Annotated in this window: 10 protein-coding genes; 4 read left to right on the top strand and 6 right to left on the bottom strand. The window is 37.9% G+C overall.

Features of this window, described 5'->3' with window-relative positions; translation table 11 throughout:
- Positions 1-126: 126 nt before the first annotated feature.
- Entirely contained in the window at positions 127-903 is a 777-nt protein-coding gene (locus tag NG809_RS15205; RefSeq protein WP_262152060.1) for a zinc ribbon domain-containing protein, read from the bottom strand.
- Positions 904-905: 2 nt separating this feature from the next.
- The gene (locus NG809_RS15200) at positions 906-2003 is read right to left on the bottom strand and encodes a Nif3-like dinuclear metal center hexameric protein (RefSeq protein WP_262152059.1); all 1098 of its coding nucleotides are present in this window, start codon (positions 2001-2003) and stop codon (positions 906-908) included.
- Between the two features lie 62 nt (positions 2004-2065).
- Between NG809_RS15200 and NG809_RS15195 the strand changes: the two genes are divergently transcribed.
- Positions 2066-2893, top strand: coding sequence for an ion transporter (locus NG809_RS15195; RefSeq protein WP_262152058.1), 828 nt, complete (start codon positions 2066-2068; stop codon positions 2891-2893).
- Between the two features lie 43 nt (positions 2894-2936).
- On the top strand, positions 2937-3092 hold the full coding sequence (locus NG809_RS15190; RefSeq protein WP_262152057.1) for a hypothetical protein: 156 nt from the start codon (positions 2937-2939) through the stop codon (positions 3090-3092).
- Positions 3093-3163: 71 nt separating this feature from the next.
- Here NG809_RS15190 and NG809_RS15185 read toward each other — a convergent pair whose 3' ends face one another.
- The 4 genes from NG809_RS15185 to dnaE all read right to left on the bottom strand — a co-directional run bounded on the left by NG809_RS15185 (position 3164) and on the right by dnaE (position 16009).
- Positions 3164-4741: a GEVED domain-containing protein gene (locus tag NG809_RS15185; protein ID WP_262152055.1), complete on the bottom strand. Its 1578-nt coding sequence runs from the start codon at positions 4739-4741 to the stop codon at positions 3164-3166.
- Between the two features lie 129 nt (positions 4742-4870).
- The gene (locus NG809_RS15180) at positions 4871-7180 is read right to left on the bottom strand and encodes a fibronectin type III domain-containing protein (protein ID WP_262152053.1); all 2310 of its coding nucleotides are present in this window, start codon (positions 7178-7180) and stop codon (positions 4871-4873) included.
- Between the two features lie 313 nt (positions 7181-7493).
- Positions 7494-11021 (bottom strand): T9SS type A sorting domain-containing protein, encoded by a 3528-nt coding sequence (locus NG809_RS15175; RefSeq protein WP_262152051.1) that lies wholly within the window; start codon positions 11019-11021, stop codon positions 7494-7496.
- Positions 11022-11329: 308 nt separating this feature from the next.
- On the bottom strand, positions 11330-16009 hold the full coding sequence (gene dnaE / locus NG809_RS15170; protein WP_262152050.1) for a DNA polymerase III subunit alpha: 4680 nt from the start codon (positions 16007-16009) through the stop codon (positions 11330-11332).
- 219 nt (positions 16010-16228) lie between these two features.
- Here dnaE and NG809_RS15165 point away from each other — a divergent pair, with 219 nt between their 5' ends.
- Both NG809_RS15165 and NG809_RS15160 read left to right on the top strand, forming a co-directional pair.
- Complete coding sequence (locus tag NG809_RS15165) at positions 16229-18340, top strand: S8 family peptidase (RefSeq protein WP_262152048.1); 2112 nt, start codon at positions 16229-16231, stop codon at positions 18338-18340.
- 74 nt (positions 18341-18414) lie between these two features.
- Positions 18415-20487, top strand: a complete 2073-nt coding sequence (locus NG809_RS15160) for an alpha-ketoacid dehydrogenase subunit alpha/beta (RefSeq protein WP_262152047.1) — start codon at positions 18415-18417, stop codon at positions 20485-20487.
- Positions 20488-20503 lie beyond the last annotated feature (16 nt).

The following is a 20503-nucleotide window of genomic DNA, read 5'->3' as shown; positions in this document are numbered from 1 at the left end:
GAAATATTTAAAGCGGAATGTTAACCACCCCTCCAGAGGAGGGGAATTTTTCACCACTTACATAACCTAACAAAAAAAAACGGCTTCAAAAATTTGAAGCCGTTTTCTATTTTATAAAAACCTGAATTAAAACTTAATCACAGATTTCATTCTTTCAATTTCTTCGTTTACCAACTCGTCGTCAACAAGAATTTTACCTGAATGCTCATCGATGATGATTTTCTTTCTCTGAGCGATTTCCATCTGCTTCTGAGGAGGAATAGTGAAGAAAGATCCTTTCGGAGCACCTCTTTCCAAACCTACAACGGCAAGACCGTTTGCAGAATTGTTTCTGATTCTGTTGTAAGAAGCCAGCAATCTGTCGTCGATTTTAGAAGCATACTCCTTAGACTGCTCAAGAAGGTAATCTTCTTCTTTCTGAGTTTCAGAAACCAAATCTTCCAATTCTTCTTTTTTGAATTTAAGGTGGTTTTTAAGATCTTCAATCTTAGCATTCAACTCATCCAAAGTTTCGTTTTTGTGACCGATTTTAGCTCCGAATTCCTTGATTCTCTTTTCAGAAAGCTGAATTTCAAGCTCCTGATATTCGATTTCCTTTCCTAAAGCTTCAAATTCCTTATTGTTTCTTACGTTGTCCTGCTGAGATTTGTATTTTTCAATTAAAGATTTTGCGTGGTTAATCACCTCATTTTTGGTATTGATCTGATCGTTCTGTTCTTTAATTTCTGAATGAAATTTTTCAGCTCTTTTCTCAAGGCCTTCAATCTCAATATCAAGATCTTCCACTTCGATTGGCAATTCTCCTCTTGTATTTCGGATTTCATCCAATCTGGAATCAATGATCTGTAGATCGTATAAAGCTCTCAATTTTTCTTCAACTGAAATTTCTACTGTTTTTGCCATATCTAAATGAAATAATTTACGGGGTTTGTTTTTTCGCTAGATTTCAAGACTGCAAATGTACTAAAATTTTGCGATAAAATTTCAAATAATTGTTCACTCACAAATTGCTCAGATTCATAATGCCCTATGTCACACAAAAGCATCTTTGATTCTGCAGAAAAATAGTCGTGGTATTTCAAATCACCCGTGAGGTAAGCATCACATTTTTTAGCCAAAGCAGATTTTATTCCGCTGGCTCCGGAACCGCCCAATACCCCTACTCTTTTTATCTTTTTCCCTGTAAAATCTGAATGTTTAATGATTTCTAAATTAAATTTATCCTTCACAAATTTCAAAAATTCTGCTTCATCCATTTCTGTTTCAAATTCACCGAACATTCCTAAACCAGAATATTGATTTTCATTATCAAGACTGATGATCTGATGCGCAACTTCTTCGTAAGGATGGGCATTTTTCATCGCTGAAACAATTTGGTTCTGTTTAAAACTTTCAAAAATCACGGAAATCATCACCTCATCGGCATTTTCACGGACGTTTTGTTGTCCCGAAAAAGGTTTCGATCCTTCAATCGGTCGGAAAGTTCCCGAACCCTCAGTTGTAAAACTGCATTCATCATAAAACCCGATATTTCCGGCTTTAGCATCAAACAAAGCTTCTTTCAGATTTTCAGAATGATCTTTTGGAACGTAGACATTCAACTGTTTTAAATTATTTTTTTTAGGCTGAAGGATATTTAAATTTTTTAAACCTAAATGATTGCAAATCCCTGCATTTACGCCAAAGAAATCGTTGTCCCACGCTGTATGAATGGCGTAGATCGCGATTCTATTTTCTATGGCCTTCAAAACCGCTCTTTCCACATAGTTTTTACCTGTCAGTGATTTTAAACCTGAAAAAATAATGGGGTGAAAACAGACAATAAGATTACAGTTTTTTGCAAGAGCTTCCTCCACCACATTCTCCAACGCATCGTGACAAACGAGAATTCCGCTAACATTTCGTTCCGGAAGACCGCAGAGGAGTCCGACGTTGTCAAAATCTTCTGCCTGAGAAATCTGTATTCTTCTTTCTATTTTTGATATTACATCTTTTATTGTCATTTTATTCTGTAAGTTTGACTACGAAAATAACGAATATTTATAACTTTGTAAAAAACATGACAATGGAAAAAGAGCACAATCTCGTTCCTGGAGATTCACTTTGGAAGAGATTTTTGTTTCGAATCATTAACCGTGCAGATACAAGGCTCGGAAAACTTTTTGACATCATTCTCCTCGCTCTTATTCTTGGGAGTACATTTATCATTATGATGGAAAGTGTTCCGAAGCTTGATAAAAAGTTTCACACTACATTCATCATCGCTGAGTGGATCATTTCAATTTTTTTTACAATTGAGTATATTTTGCGTATTGCGGTAATAAAAAACAAAAAGTGCTACATTTTCAGTTTCTTCGGAATAATTGATTTTCTGTCGCTGGTACCTTTCTTTCTGAGCTTTTTCTTTCCGGTTACAAAATATTTTCTCATTTTCAGGATGCTGAGAATGCTCCGTGTTTTCAGGGTTTTCAACCTTCTGGATTTCATGAATGACGGCTCTGTGATTGTAAGGGCTCTACGAAACAGTTCAAGAAAGATTTACATTTTCCTTTTATTTCTGATTATTTTCTCGGTCATCGTGGGTTCGATGATGTTTATGGTGGAAGGCGGAAGACCTGGCTTTGAAACGATCCCGCAGTCTATCTACTGGGCAGTAGTAACCGTGACAACAGTGGGTTACGGCGATGTCTCCCCTATTACGCCGACGGGAAAATTTTTCGCAGTAATTCTAATGCTTGCAGGTTATTCAATTATCGCAGTTCCAACGGGAATTGTGACTGCGGAAATGAGAAACAAAAGACAAAATCTGGAACTGGTATGTGAAAGATGCGGAAATGAAGATATTGATGATGATGCCCGATACTGCAAGCAGTGTGGCAAGAAATTAGCATAGGATTTATTATAAACTATTAAATCACCCTTTAACGCTTAACATCATGGAACCAAAACAAAAAAACAAACCCAACGCACTTGTAATAAGCCTGATAGGACTCGTTGTTCTAATGATTATTCTTTATTTTATTTTCGTCATGTTTTTCCCGACAGTTTTTGACGGTATGAATACAGGAGAACTTCAGCCAGTGAAACCTTAATAATTTCTAAACTAAAATCTCAAATAGAAAACAAGTGACTTTTTTACAGTCACCTGTTTTTTTTAATAAAATTACTTTTTAATTATTTTCTTCGTCTGTTGCGTTCCGTCTTTTAATTTTAATACTAAAAGATAGGCGCCGGAGGAAAGCTCGCTGAGATTTAAATTTGAACTGAAATTTTCAAATCTTTTAACTGTTTTAGCATTAAAATCTGTTACAAAAACCGACTTAACCTCATCAAAGTTTTTAATATTTAAAACTTCTGTAAAAGGGTTTGGATAAATCTGAATTTCATTAATGATATTCAGATTTTCGGCTGTTGCCAAGCTTCCAATAGATTCAACAGTAAAGTTATCAACAAAAAAATCATAATCCTCAGAATCTGTTACCGCTCCATCCGACGCATAAAATGCAAAAACCGTATTGGCAGAATTGTATGAATTAAGATTGAGCGAAAACTGACTTCCGGTATTAGATGGACTGTTACCCGCCGTCCACGTCTGCAACGGTATCCATGTAACTCCGCCATCATTTGATATTGCAAAATGGATGATATCATCTGAACCCATTGCTGAAGGTGTGGTCTGATTAAAAGCCGTAAGACCATAATCAAATTTTACTCTATAGTTACCTGAAGACAAGTTAAAAAAGGGAGATTTCAACCAACCGGCTCTGTTCTGATCAAATAAATTTATTCTTGCTGCACCTGTATAATTTACATTTAGAAATCCATCCTCAAGCCAATAGATGTTGTTACCTGTTGAGCCGGAAGATAAAGTTCCACCCGACACCTGTTGCCAGCAATTCCCCGGAAAAACAGTGAAAGTATTGCTATAGGTGGGCGTGATTGCAGCACACAAACTTGTAAATGACGCAGAAGCCGACCATGCACTTTTGTTCGTTGGTGTACAAACTGATCTTACCCACACGTAATAGGTTGTGGATGGCACCAATATTATTGAAGTACTGAGCGTCAAAGAGCTTCCTGCTGCCTGTACTGACGGTGCCGGCAATGCAGGATTTGTAGAAAGATAATATTCGTAACCTAACAATGGTGTGCTTAATGAAATGCTCCAGGATAGAAGTGCAGAAGTTGCAGTAATATTTGACAGCGTGAGATTAGATGGTGCAAGACAAAGAGGAGCCGCCGAAACTGCAACAGTATAATCATGAGCTTCCCCATAACCATCGATATTACACGGAATCGGAGGAGCGTCAAACCTGTCTGCTACACGCATCCTGTAATTTCCTGAAGGTATGTTTACCGGAATATTAATTGTACCCGAAGTAATTTCTTCATTAGCGACTGCGGTACTCACTCCTGAAGCCACCAACTCTGGCGCAGCATCTGTAAAAACTCCGTCATTATTAAAATCAATCCAGATTTTTATATTCTGATCACTGAAACCATGGGTAATGCTGAAATTATAGTTTACTCCGGCATTCAAACTGATAATCTGTGAAGTAAAATTACCAAAACTGTTTTGCGAGCATCCCGTATCCGCATGAGAAAATGAAACGGCAGGAATTGAGAAGCTGACGATTTGATCACCATTATCGCACCCATCAGAAAACTGTGGTACACAGTATGTTTGAGCAACAAAACGAAAGCTTAAAAACAATAAAATCAATAATAAATGTTTATACATGTTGAATATTTACAAATATGTGTACAAATTTATAAAAAGTTCAAACATAAAAACAATTATGTTAACTAAATTTAAAAAAAAGCCGACAGTAATAAAACTGCCGGCTTACATAATCCATAAAAAAGCTAATTAGCGTTTTATAGCTTTGATCGTCTGTTTAGAACCATCATTCATATTTAAAATCACAAAATACATTCCTGCATTGAGGTCATTTAAATAAAGTGTAGATTCTGCTTTGTTAAATGTTCTGACTGTTTTTCCAGCCATATCTGTAATTACAATAGATTTCACATTTTTCACATCTGAGATTGTAAGCACGTCGGTGAAAGGATTTGGATATGCTTTAATTAAATCCTGATTAGATTTTACTTCAGAAGTTGCCAAAGTAGGATCTAAAGCGTCGTACGCCGAGACTCTGTAAGTACCATTAGTGCTATTTGAGTAGTTCCAAACACTTATCAACAGGACCGTTCCAGGCGTCTGCCCAGTAAGAACAACTTTAGAGAAATTACCATCATCAGATGTATCGTCATCACATCCTACCTGTACAAGATTTCCACAAGAACCTGTGTACACTCCTAACACAGTATCTGTAACAAGAGAGCCAGTTGCAGATTTTGTCTCAATAGTAAGATTTCCGCCTGCAGGAACAGTTACAGTATACCATGTTTCTTTGTATGCGGTTGGCTGACAAGTATGTGTTGCTGTTGCATCTGTAGTTGTGGTAGCACCAACTGTAGTTCCGGTAAACGGATTTTGATCAAATGATGATCCAGCCGTAAGTAGTGTTGGAGCAGAACAATTATCATTTGTCGGTGGCGTAAAGAGAGTTGTAAAAGTGGTCATTGTGGTCCAAGCGCTGTTCTCAGTCGTAGAACATACAGAACGCAACCATACAAAATACTGAGTACCTTCTGCCAATGGAGTTAGAGTTTGAGAATTACCAGTAATCCCTGTTAAAGTAGCTGTAGTACTTGACGTTGGAGGTGTATTTGAATTACTGTAATATATTTCGTATCCGTTTGCAGGCACCGTAGGAGGCGCCGCCCATCCAACAGTAGCAGAATTAGTCGTAACAGCTGATGCTGTTACTGCAGAAGGCTCGCCACATGTGGGAGCAAGATCCACATTAATATCATCTACATACAACCTGTTCATATCCGCATTAGAATAAGCTTGAAACCCAAAGTAATACACGCCTGTTGAAGGTGGTGTAAAATCAACAAACACACTATTAGCTGTTGTATTAACTACATTTGGATAATTTGCCAAGACTGTGTTCATAGCAGAACTTGCCCGATCGGTACCGTATGCTACTTTCAGTTTTTCAGGATAGGTTGCTCCACTTGCATTTCCATATTTATATTTAATTCTGTAGTTTGTACCGGCCGTCAAATTTATTCCGTCAGTGTAAAACCATGTATTTGCAGCATTTGCTCCATTATAAATGTAATTTAACACATTGCCATCAAAACCTCCCGAGTTAAGATTGTAAGTAGTCCATACGTTTCCTGATCCATCATTTACAGTCATCGTACAGTCAGGTAGTGCCGGAACTGTAACAGTGCTAAAATCCAAGTTATAAGGAATTCCAACCGAAACACAAGGTGTTGTAAATGTGGCAGCGGTTGTCCACGCACTTTTATCAGTTGTACTGCATACTGAACGCACCCACAGATAATGAGTAGTATTAGCAGGTAATCCTGATAAAGGGAGAGAATTCGTAGCGCTTGTATTTGTGGCAGGAGTTGTAGCCACAGGGCTTGTGGATGAAGTTGAAAGATAATATTCGTAACCCGATGCAGGAACAGACGCAGGAGCAGTCCATGCAATATTTGCAGAATTCAGAGTTACACCGGAAGCAACAACATTAGATGGTGCAGAACAAGTAGGAGCAGCACCTTGAGAAATAGCTACATTATCGAAGTAATAATAAACATCGGCACTCGATGCTGAAGTAATATTAAACCGAACAAACAAGTCTCCTGCAGACGGGTTAAATGTAACAGTCTTCGTTGCACATGTTCCCGCTACTACATGGTTTGAGCTATCAATAGTATGTGCAGTAACCCACGGTCCGGTAGCTGACGATGCGTATTCAACTTTTATCATACCAACAGTACCGCTTGTTGCCCCGGTAGTGGGAGCGTAATAGTCTGTAATTTTATAGTCAAAAGCCATCGTAATCATTCCTTCATTGTTACCTGTCAAAGCAGGCGAAGTGAATTGTCCAGTAGTGCCGTAATATTGCTCACTACGGATAGTTCCTGCGGTTGTTCCACATATCTGAGCAGCATTGGTAATTCTTGAGAAAGATCCACCACCGGAAACACCAGTCCAGCTGTTAAGTCCTGTGGCTGTCCAATCCTGCGTGTAAGAGACTTGAGCCAAAAGTACTGCACCTAGCAGTAAATGGCATGCTAATAGAATTTTCTTCATACTTATTAAATTAAAAAATTTGAACTTAAATATAATAAAATATTAACTAATAATTAATAAAACATCAATTAATTTAACAAATAATTCATCATACAGGAATAAATTTCACATCATTTAAAATCAAGAGCCTTTATTCATGGCGCTTTCTGCAATTTATCTGTTATGGAAAGAACCACCCTCTAGGCTTCAAAAATATCTAAACATGAAAGTGTTTTTTAACAACTATGATATTTTTAATCTTTTTAATTAGGTAAAAAAAAGAGCGGCAACTGAATAATCAGTTGCCGCCCAAATATAAATAGATTATTAAGGTCTATTTTTTAATTGCTTTGATAGTCTGTCTTGATCCATCATTCATATTTAGAATCACTAAATACATTCCTGAATTAAGATCAGCTAAACGAAGTGTAGATTCAGGTTTTGTAATTGTTCTTACAATCTTACCAGAGATATCTGAAATCATGATTGATTTTACATCTTTTACGTCAGAGATTGTCAATACATCCGCAAATGGATTTGGATAAGCTTTGATATCATCTAATTTGGTAGTTGCTACATCGGTGGTTGCCAGTGATGAACAGTCTTGAGTCGCTGTAATTGAGTAATTTCCAAAATTAGTGTCGCTATACGACGATAATAGAGCATAATATGTAGTTCCTGCTACCGCATTAAAAGTAAGTTTAGATGCGTTATTTACGGTAACTGCACAACCAGAATCAGCATATCCTACACCGGAAGTATTATTTACACAAGTTAATGTTCCTGCATTATCAGAATACACTCTCAGATAAGTATCAAATTTGCTACCACAAGCATCAATTGTTACTGCGCCAGATAACGCAGGAGTTACTTTGAACCATACTCCCTTATAATTGTAATTTGTTGTTGATCCACAAGAAGAAGCAGGAAGGGTATCATTAGTTGCTACAGCATTGTTACCACTTATTACATTTCCGGTACAAGAATTTAACAGTAATGCACCTGCTATTAAATCGTTTGCTGGTACCACAGGAGTTGTAACACAAATATTAAAGTTTGAATTTGTAGAAGATGTGGTTGATGCAGAATAAATCCTTACATAATAAATACTTCCAACGGTTAAAGAATTAAGAAGAAGGTTAGAATTACCATAATTTCCCGAATAGCAGGCGACTGCTGTTAATGACCCAGGTGCGCCAGAATACACTTGCGTTACCGTAGCATTGTCTGCATATTCTACATTCACAAAATGCGTCGTGGAAGATGCCACAAAACTATACCACACATCATCATCTATAGCAGTTGCTGCACAGGTAGGAGCTGTTTCTCCAGCACTCTGTGTAGCAGAGACCGTCGTTCCAGTTACCGATGAAGAACAAATTCCTGTAGCACTTGGTACAAGGTTTATTGCACTACCAATATTGTCATTAACAGGTGCCGGAGGTGGCGTTCCTACGCAAACAGTAAAACTTGAAATAGTTGTTGATGAAGAACTATTAGTATAAACTCTTACAAAATAGGTATTACCTACTGTTAAACCTGTTAAATTCTTAGTACTTACATTAGCACATGCACCTCCCACAGCAGATGTAAGCTCAGTTGTTCCATCTGCTCCATATACAACCATATTCATATCTGCCGAACCTGAAGTATTAGCTAAACTAACTCTATGAACAGCATTAGTAGCAATAAACTTGAACCAAACATCATCATTAGCTCCTGCTGCTGTACATGATGGAGCAGGTGTAGATGCTGTTGCAGATTCTGTTGTTGCCGGCGTTACAGTACCACAGGCATAATCTGGGTTAACCGTTAAAGTGAAAGCTCCAGCAATATTATCGTTAGCTGGCGGCGGCGGCGGCGTTCCTATACAGATATTAAATGTATTTGCATACAAAGCAGTAGCTGTATTTGCATTAGAATTATAAACTCTTACATAATACAAAGCTCCTGGCGTAAGACCATTTACTACTGTTGTATTTGTAGTTCCACACTTAATACTAGTTAATGTTCCGCAAACACCACTAAATATTTGAGTATTTAAACTTGTAGACGATGATGAACCTACAGACGTCACATTAGACAAAAGCACCGTGTGATCAGTACCAACCGCAGTGAAGCTGTACCAAACATCATCGTCAGGATTTCCTGTACATGTTCCTACCGCTACACCCGAACTTGTTGCCTGTAAAGTCGTTCCTGCAACCGGAGAAGAGCAGTTTAAAGTAGAATTCACTACCAAATTTGCTGCAGCCGAGCACTCATCATTTGCAGGAGCTGCAGGGAGTGTCCCAATACACAGATCAAAAGTATTAGCATAAACTGAACTGGAAGTATTAGCTTCGGAATTATATACTCTTACATAGTAAGTTTGGCCAACCGTCAAGCTCCCAAGATAACTGTAATTCGTGTTTGAAGTAATACATCTGACACTTGTTAAAGAGCCACAGCTTCCACTTAAAACTTGTGCATACAAACTAGTAGATGAAGTATTTCCTACAGATACAACGTTTTTCAATTGAATTGAGTGTGCTGTGGAAGTTGCTACGAACTTATACCAGACATCATCATCGGCACTTCCTGTACATGTTCCTAAAGCCACACCTGAAGCTGTTCCACCTAGCGTAGTTCCAGAAACTACTGCTGTACAGGACAAATTAGGATTTACAGTTACAGTTGTAGCATTTGCACAATTGTCATTTACAGGATCAATTGCTTTTGTTGTAAATTTTCTTACTGTACATGATGCAGAATTACTCGCAGTGCCTTGATAAGAATTTACAGTGTAATAATAATCTGTACTGTAATTCAGATTTGATGTAAACAGATAAGTTGAAACATTTCCTAAGTCTGCATTATTAACAACATCAGTTCCTCCCGACGTTGTTCCCACAGAAAGCCTATATCCGGTTGCACCCGCTACTGCTGTCCACGTAATTGTAGGTGTTACACTCACATTAATGGAATTGTTTGACGGAGCACTTACTGACGGACACGGAACTGCTAACGTTGTGAAAGAGACTTCCGGACAGTTTGCATTACTCCCCAGATTATTGGTCGGGATTATCCGTACATAATAGGTTGTAGAATAATTAAGTGTGTTTGCAGCAGGCAAAGTATAGGAATTTCCGTTACCCACATTCTGACCATTGATAACATCTGTAGCGCCAGGCGACGTACCTATATTCAAAAGGTATTGTGTAGCTCCTACGGCAGAAACCCAACTTAAAGAAGGGGTCACAGAAACACCTGTCGCTCCCGCTGCCGGAGCAGAAAGAGTAGTGCATCCCGGAGGAGCAGTAACAACCTGAGTAAGCTGCACATCATCAAATCCGAGATAGAAGTCTGCTGGTGAAGTATAAGTACCTGTAAGTCTGAATTTAAAGTCTGCACCTACTGGAATCGATGCACCGGGAATAACGCCCGAGATCGTAGTACATGGTACAGGCGATGCATTTGGACTATCTAGGGCAACTGGAGTACCCAAAGAAGCCCATGTAGTTCCACCATCCACAGAATATTCCCAAATTACAGTACCCTTAATAGAACCACTTGTACTAAAGCCCTTAGCAGCATATTTAAAAGAATAGGCAAGATCGGTAGCATTGGAATTCACAGAAGAATAGACAATACTATGTGAAGTTACAGAGCCGTACAGATTTCGATATGCCATCTTAGTCCCGGAACAGGCAGTACCGCCGGTCCACATACTCAATGTGACCCCTTGTGCGGCACTTGCCGGGGTTGCCGAGGATGTCCATCCCGGAGGGAGTGTTGTACCCTCAAATCCTTCCGAAAGAAGAATCTGTGCAGATGTACCTACTCCGAGAGCCATCATACACATCAATAAAAGTTTTTTCATACTTTACAAAATTTAAATTAAGGGGGTGAATTTAATAAATATTTATTTCACATTCTGTATAACTTCAAAATTTTTTATTAAAAAATCTTAAAAATATTAAAATTTTGAATATTTTTTAAACAAACATTTAATTATTATTAAGGTTTTAATCGTGATACTGAGGATTTTCAATCAGTTCCCAAACGTATTTTTATTATTAAACAAACTTAAATATTCATGATCATCTTATATATTGTCTGTTTTTTTAATTTTTTTTCATAAAAAAAGTGGTCAAAAAAAACCACTTTTATACCATTATTATAATGTAATTAATTGAGATAAAACTCATATTTATTCATCAACTGAATATTTTTTATTAAATCCCCGTTTAAATTGACCTGATGTCTTGCCGACTGAACTTCAATTTGCTGAACATTTAAATCATCATCCACATCTTTTATATAAAATTTCAACTTTTGATTTCCCGGATTTCTTTCTAATAAATTTTTAAAGAAACTCAAATCTTCAGGGCGGAAATCCATCACATCCATCACCAGAGAAATACTTTTGGCAAATTTTTCAAAAGCTTCCTGCAATTCAATCACATCATTTACATTCACAAAAACCCGCCCATCTTTTACTTGTGCAAATTTTATCTTTAAAATAACAAAACGCTGAACTTCAAGCTTTTCTTTTAATTTCATATAATCCCTATCCCCTAACCTGAAAGAATAGGATCCTGAATAATCTTCCAAAGTTAGAAATGCCACTTTCTCACCGCTTCTGAAACCGTCTTTCACAACATATTCTGTAATTAAACCGGCAACGGTATATTCTTTGCCGCCACCGCCGTTTTCTCTTTCTTTCTGAATGGTTTTCCAGTCTTTTTTCTTTTCTTCAAACAGTTCCTCCTGCTTATTGGCGAACGCAATCTCTTTATAAGCATCAACTTCATCAAGATTTAAAAATCCGAAAACACCTTTGGGCTCAGCTTTTTTGGTCACTTCTTCAATGATTTCCTCTTCTTCACCTGCAACAATATCATCAGAAACAATTTCAATTAAATCTGCCACTTCGTCTACCGAATCTTTTTCAAGAATCGGAACTTCATCGGTAACTACTTTTGCTTCTTCGTCTTTTTCCAAAACTGCTTTTTTAGACAAACTTCCCTGCATAAACTGATATTGAAACTTAAATTCATCCAGCGGATGCGCAGAAAGATAGAAGCCAATGGTCTCTTTTTCCTTATTCAGTTTGTGCATATTCGGCCACTCCGGACAAGGCGCGAGTTTTGGCTGCTCAATCTGAACTTCCTCTGCAAAATCTGCAAAAAGAGAATTTTCCATCTCATTTTTACTTTCCTGAAAGCTTTGTCCGTATCTAATTAATCTTTCCAGATTGGTTCTTCCCGCCATATCAATATCAAAATACTGACCTCTGTGAAAGGAATCCAACTCATCAAACGCTCCCGCAACCACTAAACTTTCCGCCACTCTTTTGTTCATTTGAGAAGGCAGAATTCTTTCGAAGAAATCATAAATATTTTTAAATCTTCCGTTGGCTCTTTCTTTAGTAATCCCCTCGCTTGGCCCTTCACCTATTCCTTTGATTGCCCCCAATCCAAAACGGATCTGACCTTTTTCGTTCACCGAAAATTTGTAATGAGATTCATTTACATCAGGACCCAAAACGTCGACGCCCATACTTTTACAGTCTTCCATAAACATGGTAATCGATTCGGTATTGTTGATATTGTTGCTCATCACACTTGCCATATATTCTGCCGGATAATTGGCTTTTAAATAGGCTGTCTGATAAGCAATAAACGCATAACAGGTAGAGTGAGATTTGTTGAAAGCATATTCAGCAAAGGCTTTCCAGTCGTTCCAGATTTTTTCGAGAGGGCCTTCATCGAGGTTATTTTTTCTTCCGCCTTCAATGAATTTTGGGTACATTTTGTTCAGAACTTCAATCTGCTTCTTACCCATTGCTTTTCTCAAAGTATCGGCTTCACCTTTTGTGAAATTGGCTAATTTTTGAGATAAAAGCATTACCTGCTCCTGATACACGGTGATTCCGTAGGTTTCCTTTAAATACTCTTCGGTTTCGGGTAAATCGTAAACAATTTCTTCGATACCATGTTTTCTATTGATAAAATTTGGAATATATTTAATCGGTCCCGGTCTGTACAGGGCGTTCATGGCAATTAAATCAGCAAAAACCGTAGGCTTCAGCTCGCGCATGTACTTCTGCATTCCCGGACTTTCATACTGAAAAATCCCGACTGTTCTTCCTTCTTTAAATAACTGATACGTTTTAGCATCTTCGAGTGGAATTAAATCCGGATCGATATCAATTCCGTGTCTGGCTTTGACTAATTTTAAAGCATCTTTAATAATAGTTAAAGTTCTCAGACCCAAAAAGTCCATCTTCAAAAGTCCGGCACTTTCTGCCACTGAGTTATCAAATTGCGACACCAAAATATCTGCGTCTTTCGCAGCAATCGTCACCGGAACAAGATTACTCACATCTTCAGGCGTAATAATTACACCGCAGGCATGAATTCCGGTATTCCTGATGCAGCCTTCCATTTTTTTGGCACTTGCCAAAACGTCGTGGCGGGCATCATCCGGTGTGTTCAGAACATACTTCATCTCGTCGACGAGCTGCTGATCTTCAGGCTTCAGTTTATCATATTTAGATAGAGCTTTGGCAATATTCATCCCCGGACTTGGCGGAATGAGTTTCGCAATATTATTCGTATCCGGAATTGGTAAATCCAAAACCCTCCCTGCATCTTTAATAGCGGATTTTCCACCTAAAACCGAATAAGTAATAATTTGAGCCACCTGATTTTTACCATATTTTTCTACAACCCATTTGATGATTTTATCACGACCTTCATCGTCAAAATCGATATCAATATCGGGCATGGAAATCCTTTCAGGATTCAGAAATCTCTCGAAAAGCAAATCATATTTAATGGGATCCACATTGGTAATTCCCGTACAGTATGCAACTGCCGAACCTGCCGCAGAACCACGTCCCGGACCAACCCAAACGCCCATTTTACGGGCTTCGTTGCAGAAATCCTGCACAATCAAAAAGTAGCCGGGATAACCGGTGTTGGCAACGACTTCAAGTTCGAAATCCAGACGTTCCTTTATTTCAGGCGTAATTCCGGTTTCAACATATCTTTTTTTGGCTCCTTCATAAGTTAAATGCGTGAGATATGCCATTTCACCGCGTTTTCCGCCATCAATTTCGTCCTCAGCATGAATAAACTGTTCTGGAATATCAAATTTAGGTAGTAGAACATCTCTTTTTAAAGTATAAGGACTGAATTTTGCCGTAAATTCTTCGTAAGCGTCAAAAGCATCGGGATAATTTAGAAAAGCTTCTTTAATTTCATGTGCATTTTTAATGTAATACTCTCCCGCAGCCAAACCTCTTCTCTTTCCGAAGCCTTTACCGACGGGCGTTGACAGTTTTTCACCATCTTTAATACAGCTTACAATATCCTGAATATTCGAGTCGTCTTTATTGGTATAATAAGTCTGATTCTGAGCTAAAATTTTAACATCATATTTATCTGCAAAATGCAACAGAACATCATTCAAATGCTCTTCTTCAGGCAGTTTATGGTTTTGAATCTGAACATAAAAATCATCCTCAAAAGTATCTTTCCACCATCTGAAAAGCTCCTCACCTTTCTGTTCACCTGTGTTTAAAATAGCATCAGGAATATCTCCGTTGATACCGGAAGTTAAAGCGATTAATCCTTCTTTATATTCAGCGATCACTTCACGGCTGATTCTTGGAACTCCGAAATAAAATCCTTTCAGAAAACCAATACTTGAAAGTTTGGCTAAATTTTTATATCCGTTAAAATCTTTTGCCAGCAAAACAACCTGCGTTCTTCTGTCCGGATCGTCTTTGGTAAACTGTTTTTGCTCGTAGCGGTCTGAAATATAAAATTCACAGCCTACAACAGGAATCAAAGGTTCTGAAACGGGTTCAGTTTCATTAAATTCTGTTCCGTTTTCTTCTGCTTCCTGTTTTTTGGCTAAAAATTCCTTATGTTTTTTTGAACGGTCGCCATTTGCACTTTCAACTGCCGAAACAAATTTAAAAGCTCCCATCATATTTCCCAAATCGACCATGCCGACTGCAGGAAAATTTTCGTCTGTTGCTTTTTTAATTAAATCATTAATGCTGGAAGTCGCCGTCAGCGTTGAGAAAACACTTTTGTTATCAAAATTGAAATATCTTCCTAAATCGATGTCATCAATACTTCCGACATCGGATTGTTTTTTCTTATTGTTAAAATCTGCAACCTGCCTTCTGATAATAATTCCAAAAGGTTTGATCGGATTGGGATGCAAGGTTTTAAAATACGCTAACTGATCTTCCGAAGTTTTTAAAACCTCAGCCGGAATAATCCCGATACGCATCATTTCAAAGAAAACCTGAGCCGTTGCATTAACGTCGGCTGCTGCATTGTGCGCTTCATCAAATTTATGACCGTACAGTTTCTCATACAATTCTTCCAGTTTCGGAGACTTGTATTTTCCTCCTCTTCCACCTCCAAGCTGACAGTAATCTGTTCCGAGAATCATTGTATCGGCTTTCGGCTTTTCCTGAAGATTGTCCTTTATATTTTTCCTGAAAAATTCAGCTCCGACGATATTGTAATCAAACTCCACATTGTGTCCGGAAACAACCCTTACTCGTTCTAAAACTTTGGCAAATTCGTTTAAAATTTCTTCAAGATCACGACCTTCTTCATTGGCAATCTTTGTGGTAATTCCGTGAATTCTTGCGGCGTTAAAGGGAATATCGTAATCTTCCGGTTTAATAATATAATCCTGATTTTCAATCAACTGCCCATTATCATCATGCAGCTGCCACGCAATCTGAACCATTCTTGGCCAGTTGTCTGAATCTGAAAGCGGCGCGTTGAAATTCTTCGGTAAACCTGTGGTTTCGGTGTCAAAAACTAAATACATAAATCTTGTCTGACTTTTATTTAAAAAAGAATGTAAAGTTAGTGTATTTTTTTTCAAAAATTGTTGACAAAAAATGTAACAAGTTTATTTTATTACATGCTTTCTATACCTGTTATTTATTCATTTACAAGATTTTTCCGAATTATTGAGCTCCTTTTTTGTGAAGATTTTTTAATTATAATATATTTGTATATTAAAAATAATAGAATTTTAAATATTATGAAAAAACACCTACTTTTGGTCAGCATATTAGGATTATCTTTATTAAGTGCACAAAAGAATAAGCGTTTGAATACTGAGTTTGAAAGACAGAATATTGATAATAATAAAAAATTTGATGCTTATATTTTAAAGCGCTACGGAAATGACAGATCTCCTGAAGTTTTAAAAGAGATCGAAATTCAAAGAAGTACTTTAGCCGGTTTTGACTTTTCCGGACCTTATTTTCTTGAACAAGGAGATCTTAGGCAGCTTCAGAATTCCAATTCTGATTTACTCAATACAGCGGGCAATGTTACAGGTTTAACCGGTGCTTTCAACGGTGAAAATATCAAATACACTATTTTTGATGGTGGTAGAATATACGAAGCTCATACAGCATTTGATAATATTCCAAATAGAATCACAAATAAAGAAGCAACCACACAAGCATATTCTGATCACGCAACGGGTGTAGGAAGTTTTGTCGGTGGAAAATCAGTAAATCTCTCTACTGGAACTCCACCTAATCAGGTTTTGGTGGGAAATGCGAAAGGTGTCGCCATCAGCTCTACGATGGACAGTTACATGTTCAGTACGACAACTCTTCCCGGAACCACATCTCCAAGTTCTGTTTTCCAAAAGATATTGATTGCAGAACCCCTAATTTCAAACCACTCTTACGGTGTAAATTCAGGCTGGACAGAAACTTATGCAAATAATACCTATGCTTCTTTTACATATAACGGATTTAAATCAGGGAATAGTTTTTATGATTATCAGGGAACTTACAATACGAATGATCACAACTATGATTATATTGCATACAATAATCCTGCTTATATTATCGTAAAATCTTCCGGCAACTATTACAATCTGGGACCCACCGGAAAAAATTCCACAGCTCCAAAATATTATAATACTGGAAGCGGTCCGGTTGCATTTACCGCGACGGACGTAATCCCTCAAAACAATTGCGCTTTGGGATTTGACTGTATTGGCCAGGGTTCTTTGGCTAAAAATATTATTGTTGTTGGTGCCACAGATATCATAACAACGAATAACAATCGTTATACAACAGCGAGTGATGTTGTTCATTCAAGTTATAGTAGTGCAGGACCTCGTGATGACGGTGGTATAAAACCTGACATTTCCACAGTAGGCACCAATGTTTATTATGCTGCCACATCTGCTGCAGGAAGTGTGACGTGGGCTGGCGGAAGCGGAACTTCATTTTCAGCTCCCATTGTTACTGGAATTATCGGTTTGTGGACACAGATAAACAAGCAACTATTCAATAATGCTTTATTGAACGCTGCATCAGCTAAAGTTTTAATGGTACATTCAGCATCAGAAGCAGGAAATATCGGTCCTGATCCTCATTTTGGATGGGGTTTTATAAATGCTAAAAAGGGAGCCGAGCTATTGGTTGGCAAATCTAACGGAACTGTAATTTTCAATGATGAAACTTTAATAAGTGGAACTGCAAACACAAAGACTGTTAAAGCATCAGGTTCAGAACCATTGAAGGTGACAATCAGCTGGCTCGATCCAAGATATGTTCCAAATTATCAGGTTGTTAATGATGTCTTCAACAACAGATCTTCAAAATTAATTAATGATATAGATTTAAGACTGATTGACACTACAGATAATACAATCTATTATCCCTGGAAATTGAATTCCAATGCTCCAATGACGCCTGCAACTAAGGGAGACAACTTGGTTGATAACGTGGAACAGGTTGTGATTGACGCTCCTGTTGCCGGCAGAAGTTACAGAATTGAAATTACAAACAAAGGAATATTAGTAGATGATAATGGCGGAAATGCACCATCTAATTATTCAATAATGGTTTCAGGATATACTGAAGTCCTGGGCGTACAGGATGTCAAAAAAACAGCTAATGAAATCATTATTTCTCCCACTTTAACGAAGGATTTCGTTAAGATATTTAAAGCACCTTCAAGGTCAACTTTTAATCTTTATGATTTTACCGGTAAAATACTTCAAAGCGGTAAAATCAACGGTAGTGAAGTTTCTGTTGATCTTTCATCGTACAGCAATGGCGTTTACATTATTGAAGTAAAAACAGGAAAAGATGTCATTACAAAAAAAGTCATCAAAGAATAATTAAACTTTCTTGGAATACGATGCAAAACACTAACGGTTGTTAGTGTTTTGTTTTTTATGTATATTTGTCTTCTATGGAAAATACACTTCACGAAAAAGTTTCACAGGATATTTTACTTAAAGCTTACAACCACATGATGCTTGCCAAAGCAATGGCAGATATCTATGAGGAAAACAGAAATGTTTGTAAATACGTACACAGTACTTCGAGAGGGCACGAAGCCATTCAGTTGGCGACGGCTTATCAGTTGAAAAAAGAAGACTGGGTGTCTCCGTATTACAGAGATGAAAGTATTTTGCTGGGAATTGGTTATGAGCCTTATCAGTTGATGCTTCAATTGTTGGCGAAAGCTGATGATCCTTTTTCGGGAGGAAGATCGTATTATTCTCACCCTTCGAGCAGAAACGAAAACATGCCGAAAATGATTCACCAAAGTTCGGCGACCGGAATGCAAACCATTCCTACAACGGGAGTTGCACAGGGAATCAAATATATTGAGGATTTTGAACTGCAAGAGTTTGAAAACAATCCCGTAGTCGTTTGTAGTTTAGGAGACAATTCCGTAACGGAAGGCGAAGTGAGTGAAGCACTTCAGTTTGCAGCATTGCACCAATTGCCCATCATTTTCTTAGTTCAGGATAACGATTGGGGAATTTCCGTAACCAAAGAAGAAGCGAGAACTGTAGATGCCTACGATTTTGTGGCAGGCTTTGAAGGTTTAGGAAGAATGCGAGTAGACGGTACCGACTTCGTTCAAAGTTTTGAAGTGATGAAAAAAGCTGTTGATTTTGTAAGAAGCGAGAGAAAACCTTTGGTTGTTTGCGCAAAAACAGTTTTAATTGGTCATCATACTTCAGGCGTTCGAAGAGAATTCTACAGAGACGAGGAAGATTTAACCAAACACAGAGCAAAAGATCCGGGAAATATCCTTAGAAATCATTTGCTGGAATCTGGTACAGACGAAGAATTATTAAAACAAATCACAAAAAAGGCAAGACTGGAAGCTGAAGAAGCCTTCGAAAGAGCTCAAAAAGCCGAAGATCCAAAGCCCGAAACTGTGATGCAGCATATTTTCGCACCGACTACGATTACAGAAGAGGTGGGAACCCGCGAACCTGAAGGAGGCGAGAAAATCGTGATGGTGGATGCAGCAATTCATGCCATTCAGGAGATTATGTGGAAGCATCCTGAAGCTTTATTGTACGGACAGGATGTTGGGGAAAGAATTGGCGGTGTTTTCCGTGAGACGGTAACATTAGGAAAGAAATTCGGAAGCAAAAGGGTTTTCAATACGGCAATCCAGGAAGCTTACATCATCGGTTCTACAACGGGAATGAGTGCGGTTGGTTTGAAACCAATTGTTGAAGTTCAGTTTGCGGATTATATTTATCCCGGAATCAATCAGTTGATTACCGAGATTTCAAAATCAAATTATTTAAGCAACGGGAAATTTCCTGTCAGCAATATCATCAGGGTTCCGATTGGAGCTTACGGCGGTGGCGGACCGTACCACAGTGGAAGTGTTGAAAGTATTTTAGCCAATATTAAAGGAATTAAAATTGCTTATCCAAGCAACGCAGCTGATTTTAAAGGTTTACTGAAAGCTGCTTATTACGACCCGAATCCGGTTGTGATGCTGGAGCACAAAGGTTTGTACTGGAGCAAAGTTCCGGGAACTGAAGATGCCAAAGCCATCGAGCCGGCAGAAGATTATATTTTACCTTTCGGAAAAGGAAAAATCGTCATTGAAGCTGATGAAAATGAAGTTAAAAAAGGAAACACTGTTGTCGTAATCACTTACGGAATGGGGGTTTACTGGGCAAAAGAAGCTGTAAAAAACTTCGGTGGTAAAGTGGAAGTCATTGATTTAAGAACCATCATTCCTCTGGATGAAGAATTGGTTTTTGAAAGAGTAAAAGCACACGGAAAATGTATTGTTTTAACAGAGGAACAACTGAATAATTCCTTCGCTGAAGCTTTCGCACACAGGATTTCTAAAAACTGTTTTAAACATCTTGATGCTCCTGTCGAAACCATGGGATCGCTGGATACTCCCGCAGTTCCGATTAATTTAATTTTAGAAAAGGAAATGCTTCCGAATGCTGAAAAACTCACTAAGAAAATCGACGAAATGTTGAAATATTAAAAATTAAAACCTCTGA

This window comes from Chryseobacterium foetidum (genome assembly GCF_025457425.1).
Classification (GTDB): domain Bacteria; phylum Bacteroidota; class Bacteroidia; order Flavobacteriales; family Weeksellaceae; genus Chryseobacterium; species Chryseobacterium foetidum.
The sequence above is the reverse complement of the archived record's forward strand: the minus strand, read 5'-3'. Positions and strand labels throughout refer to the sequence as shown.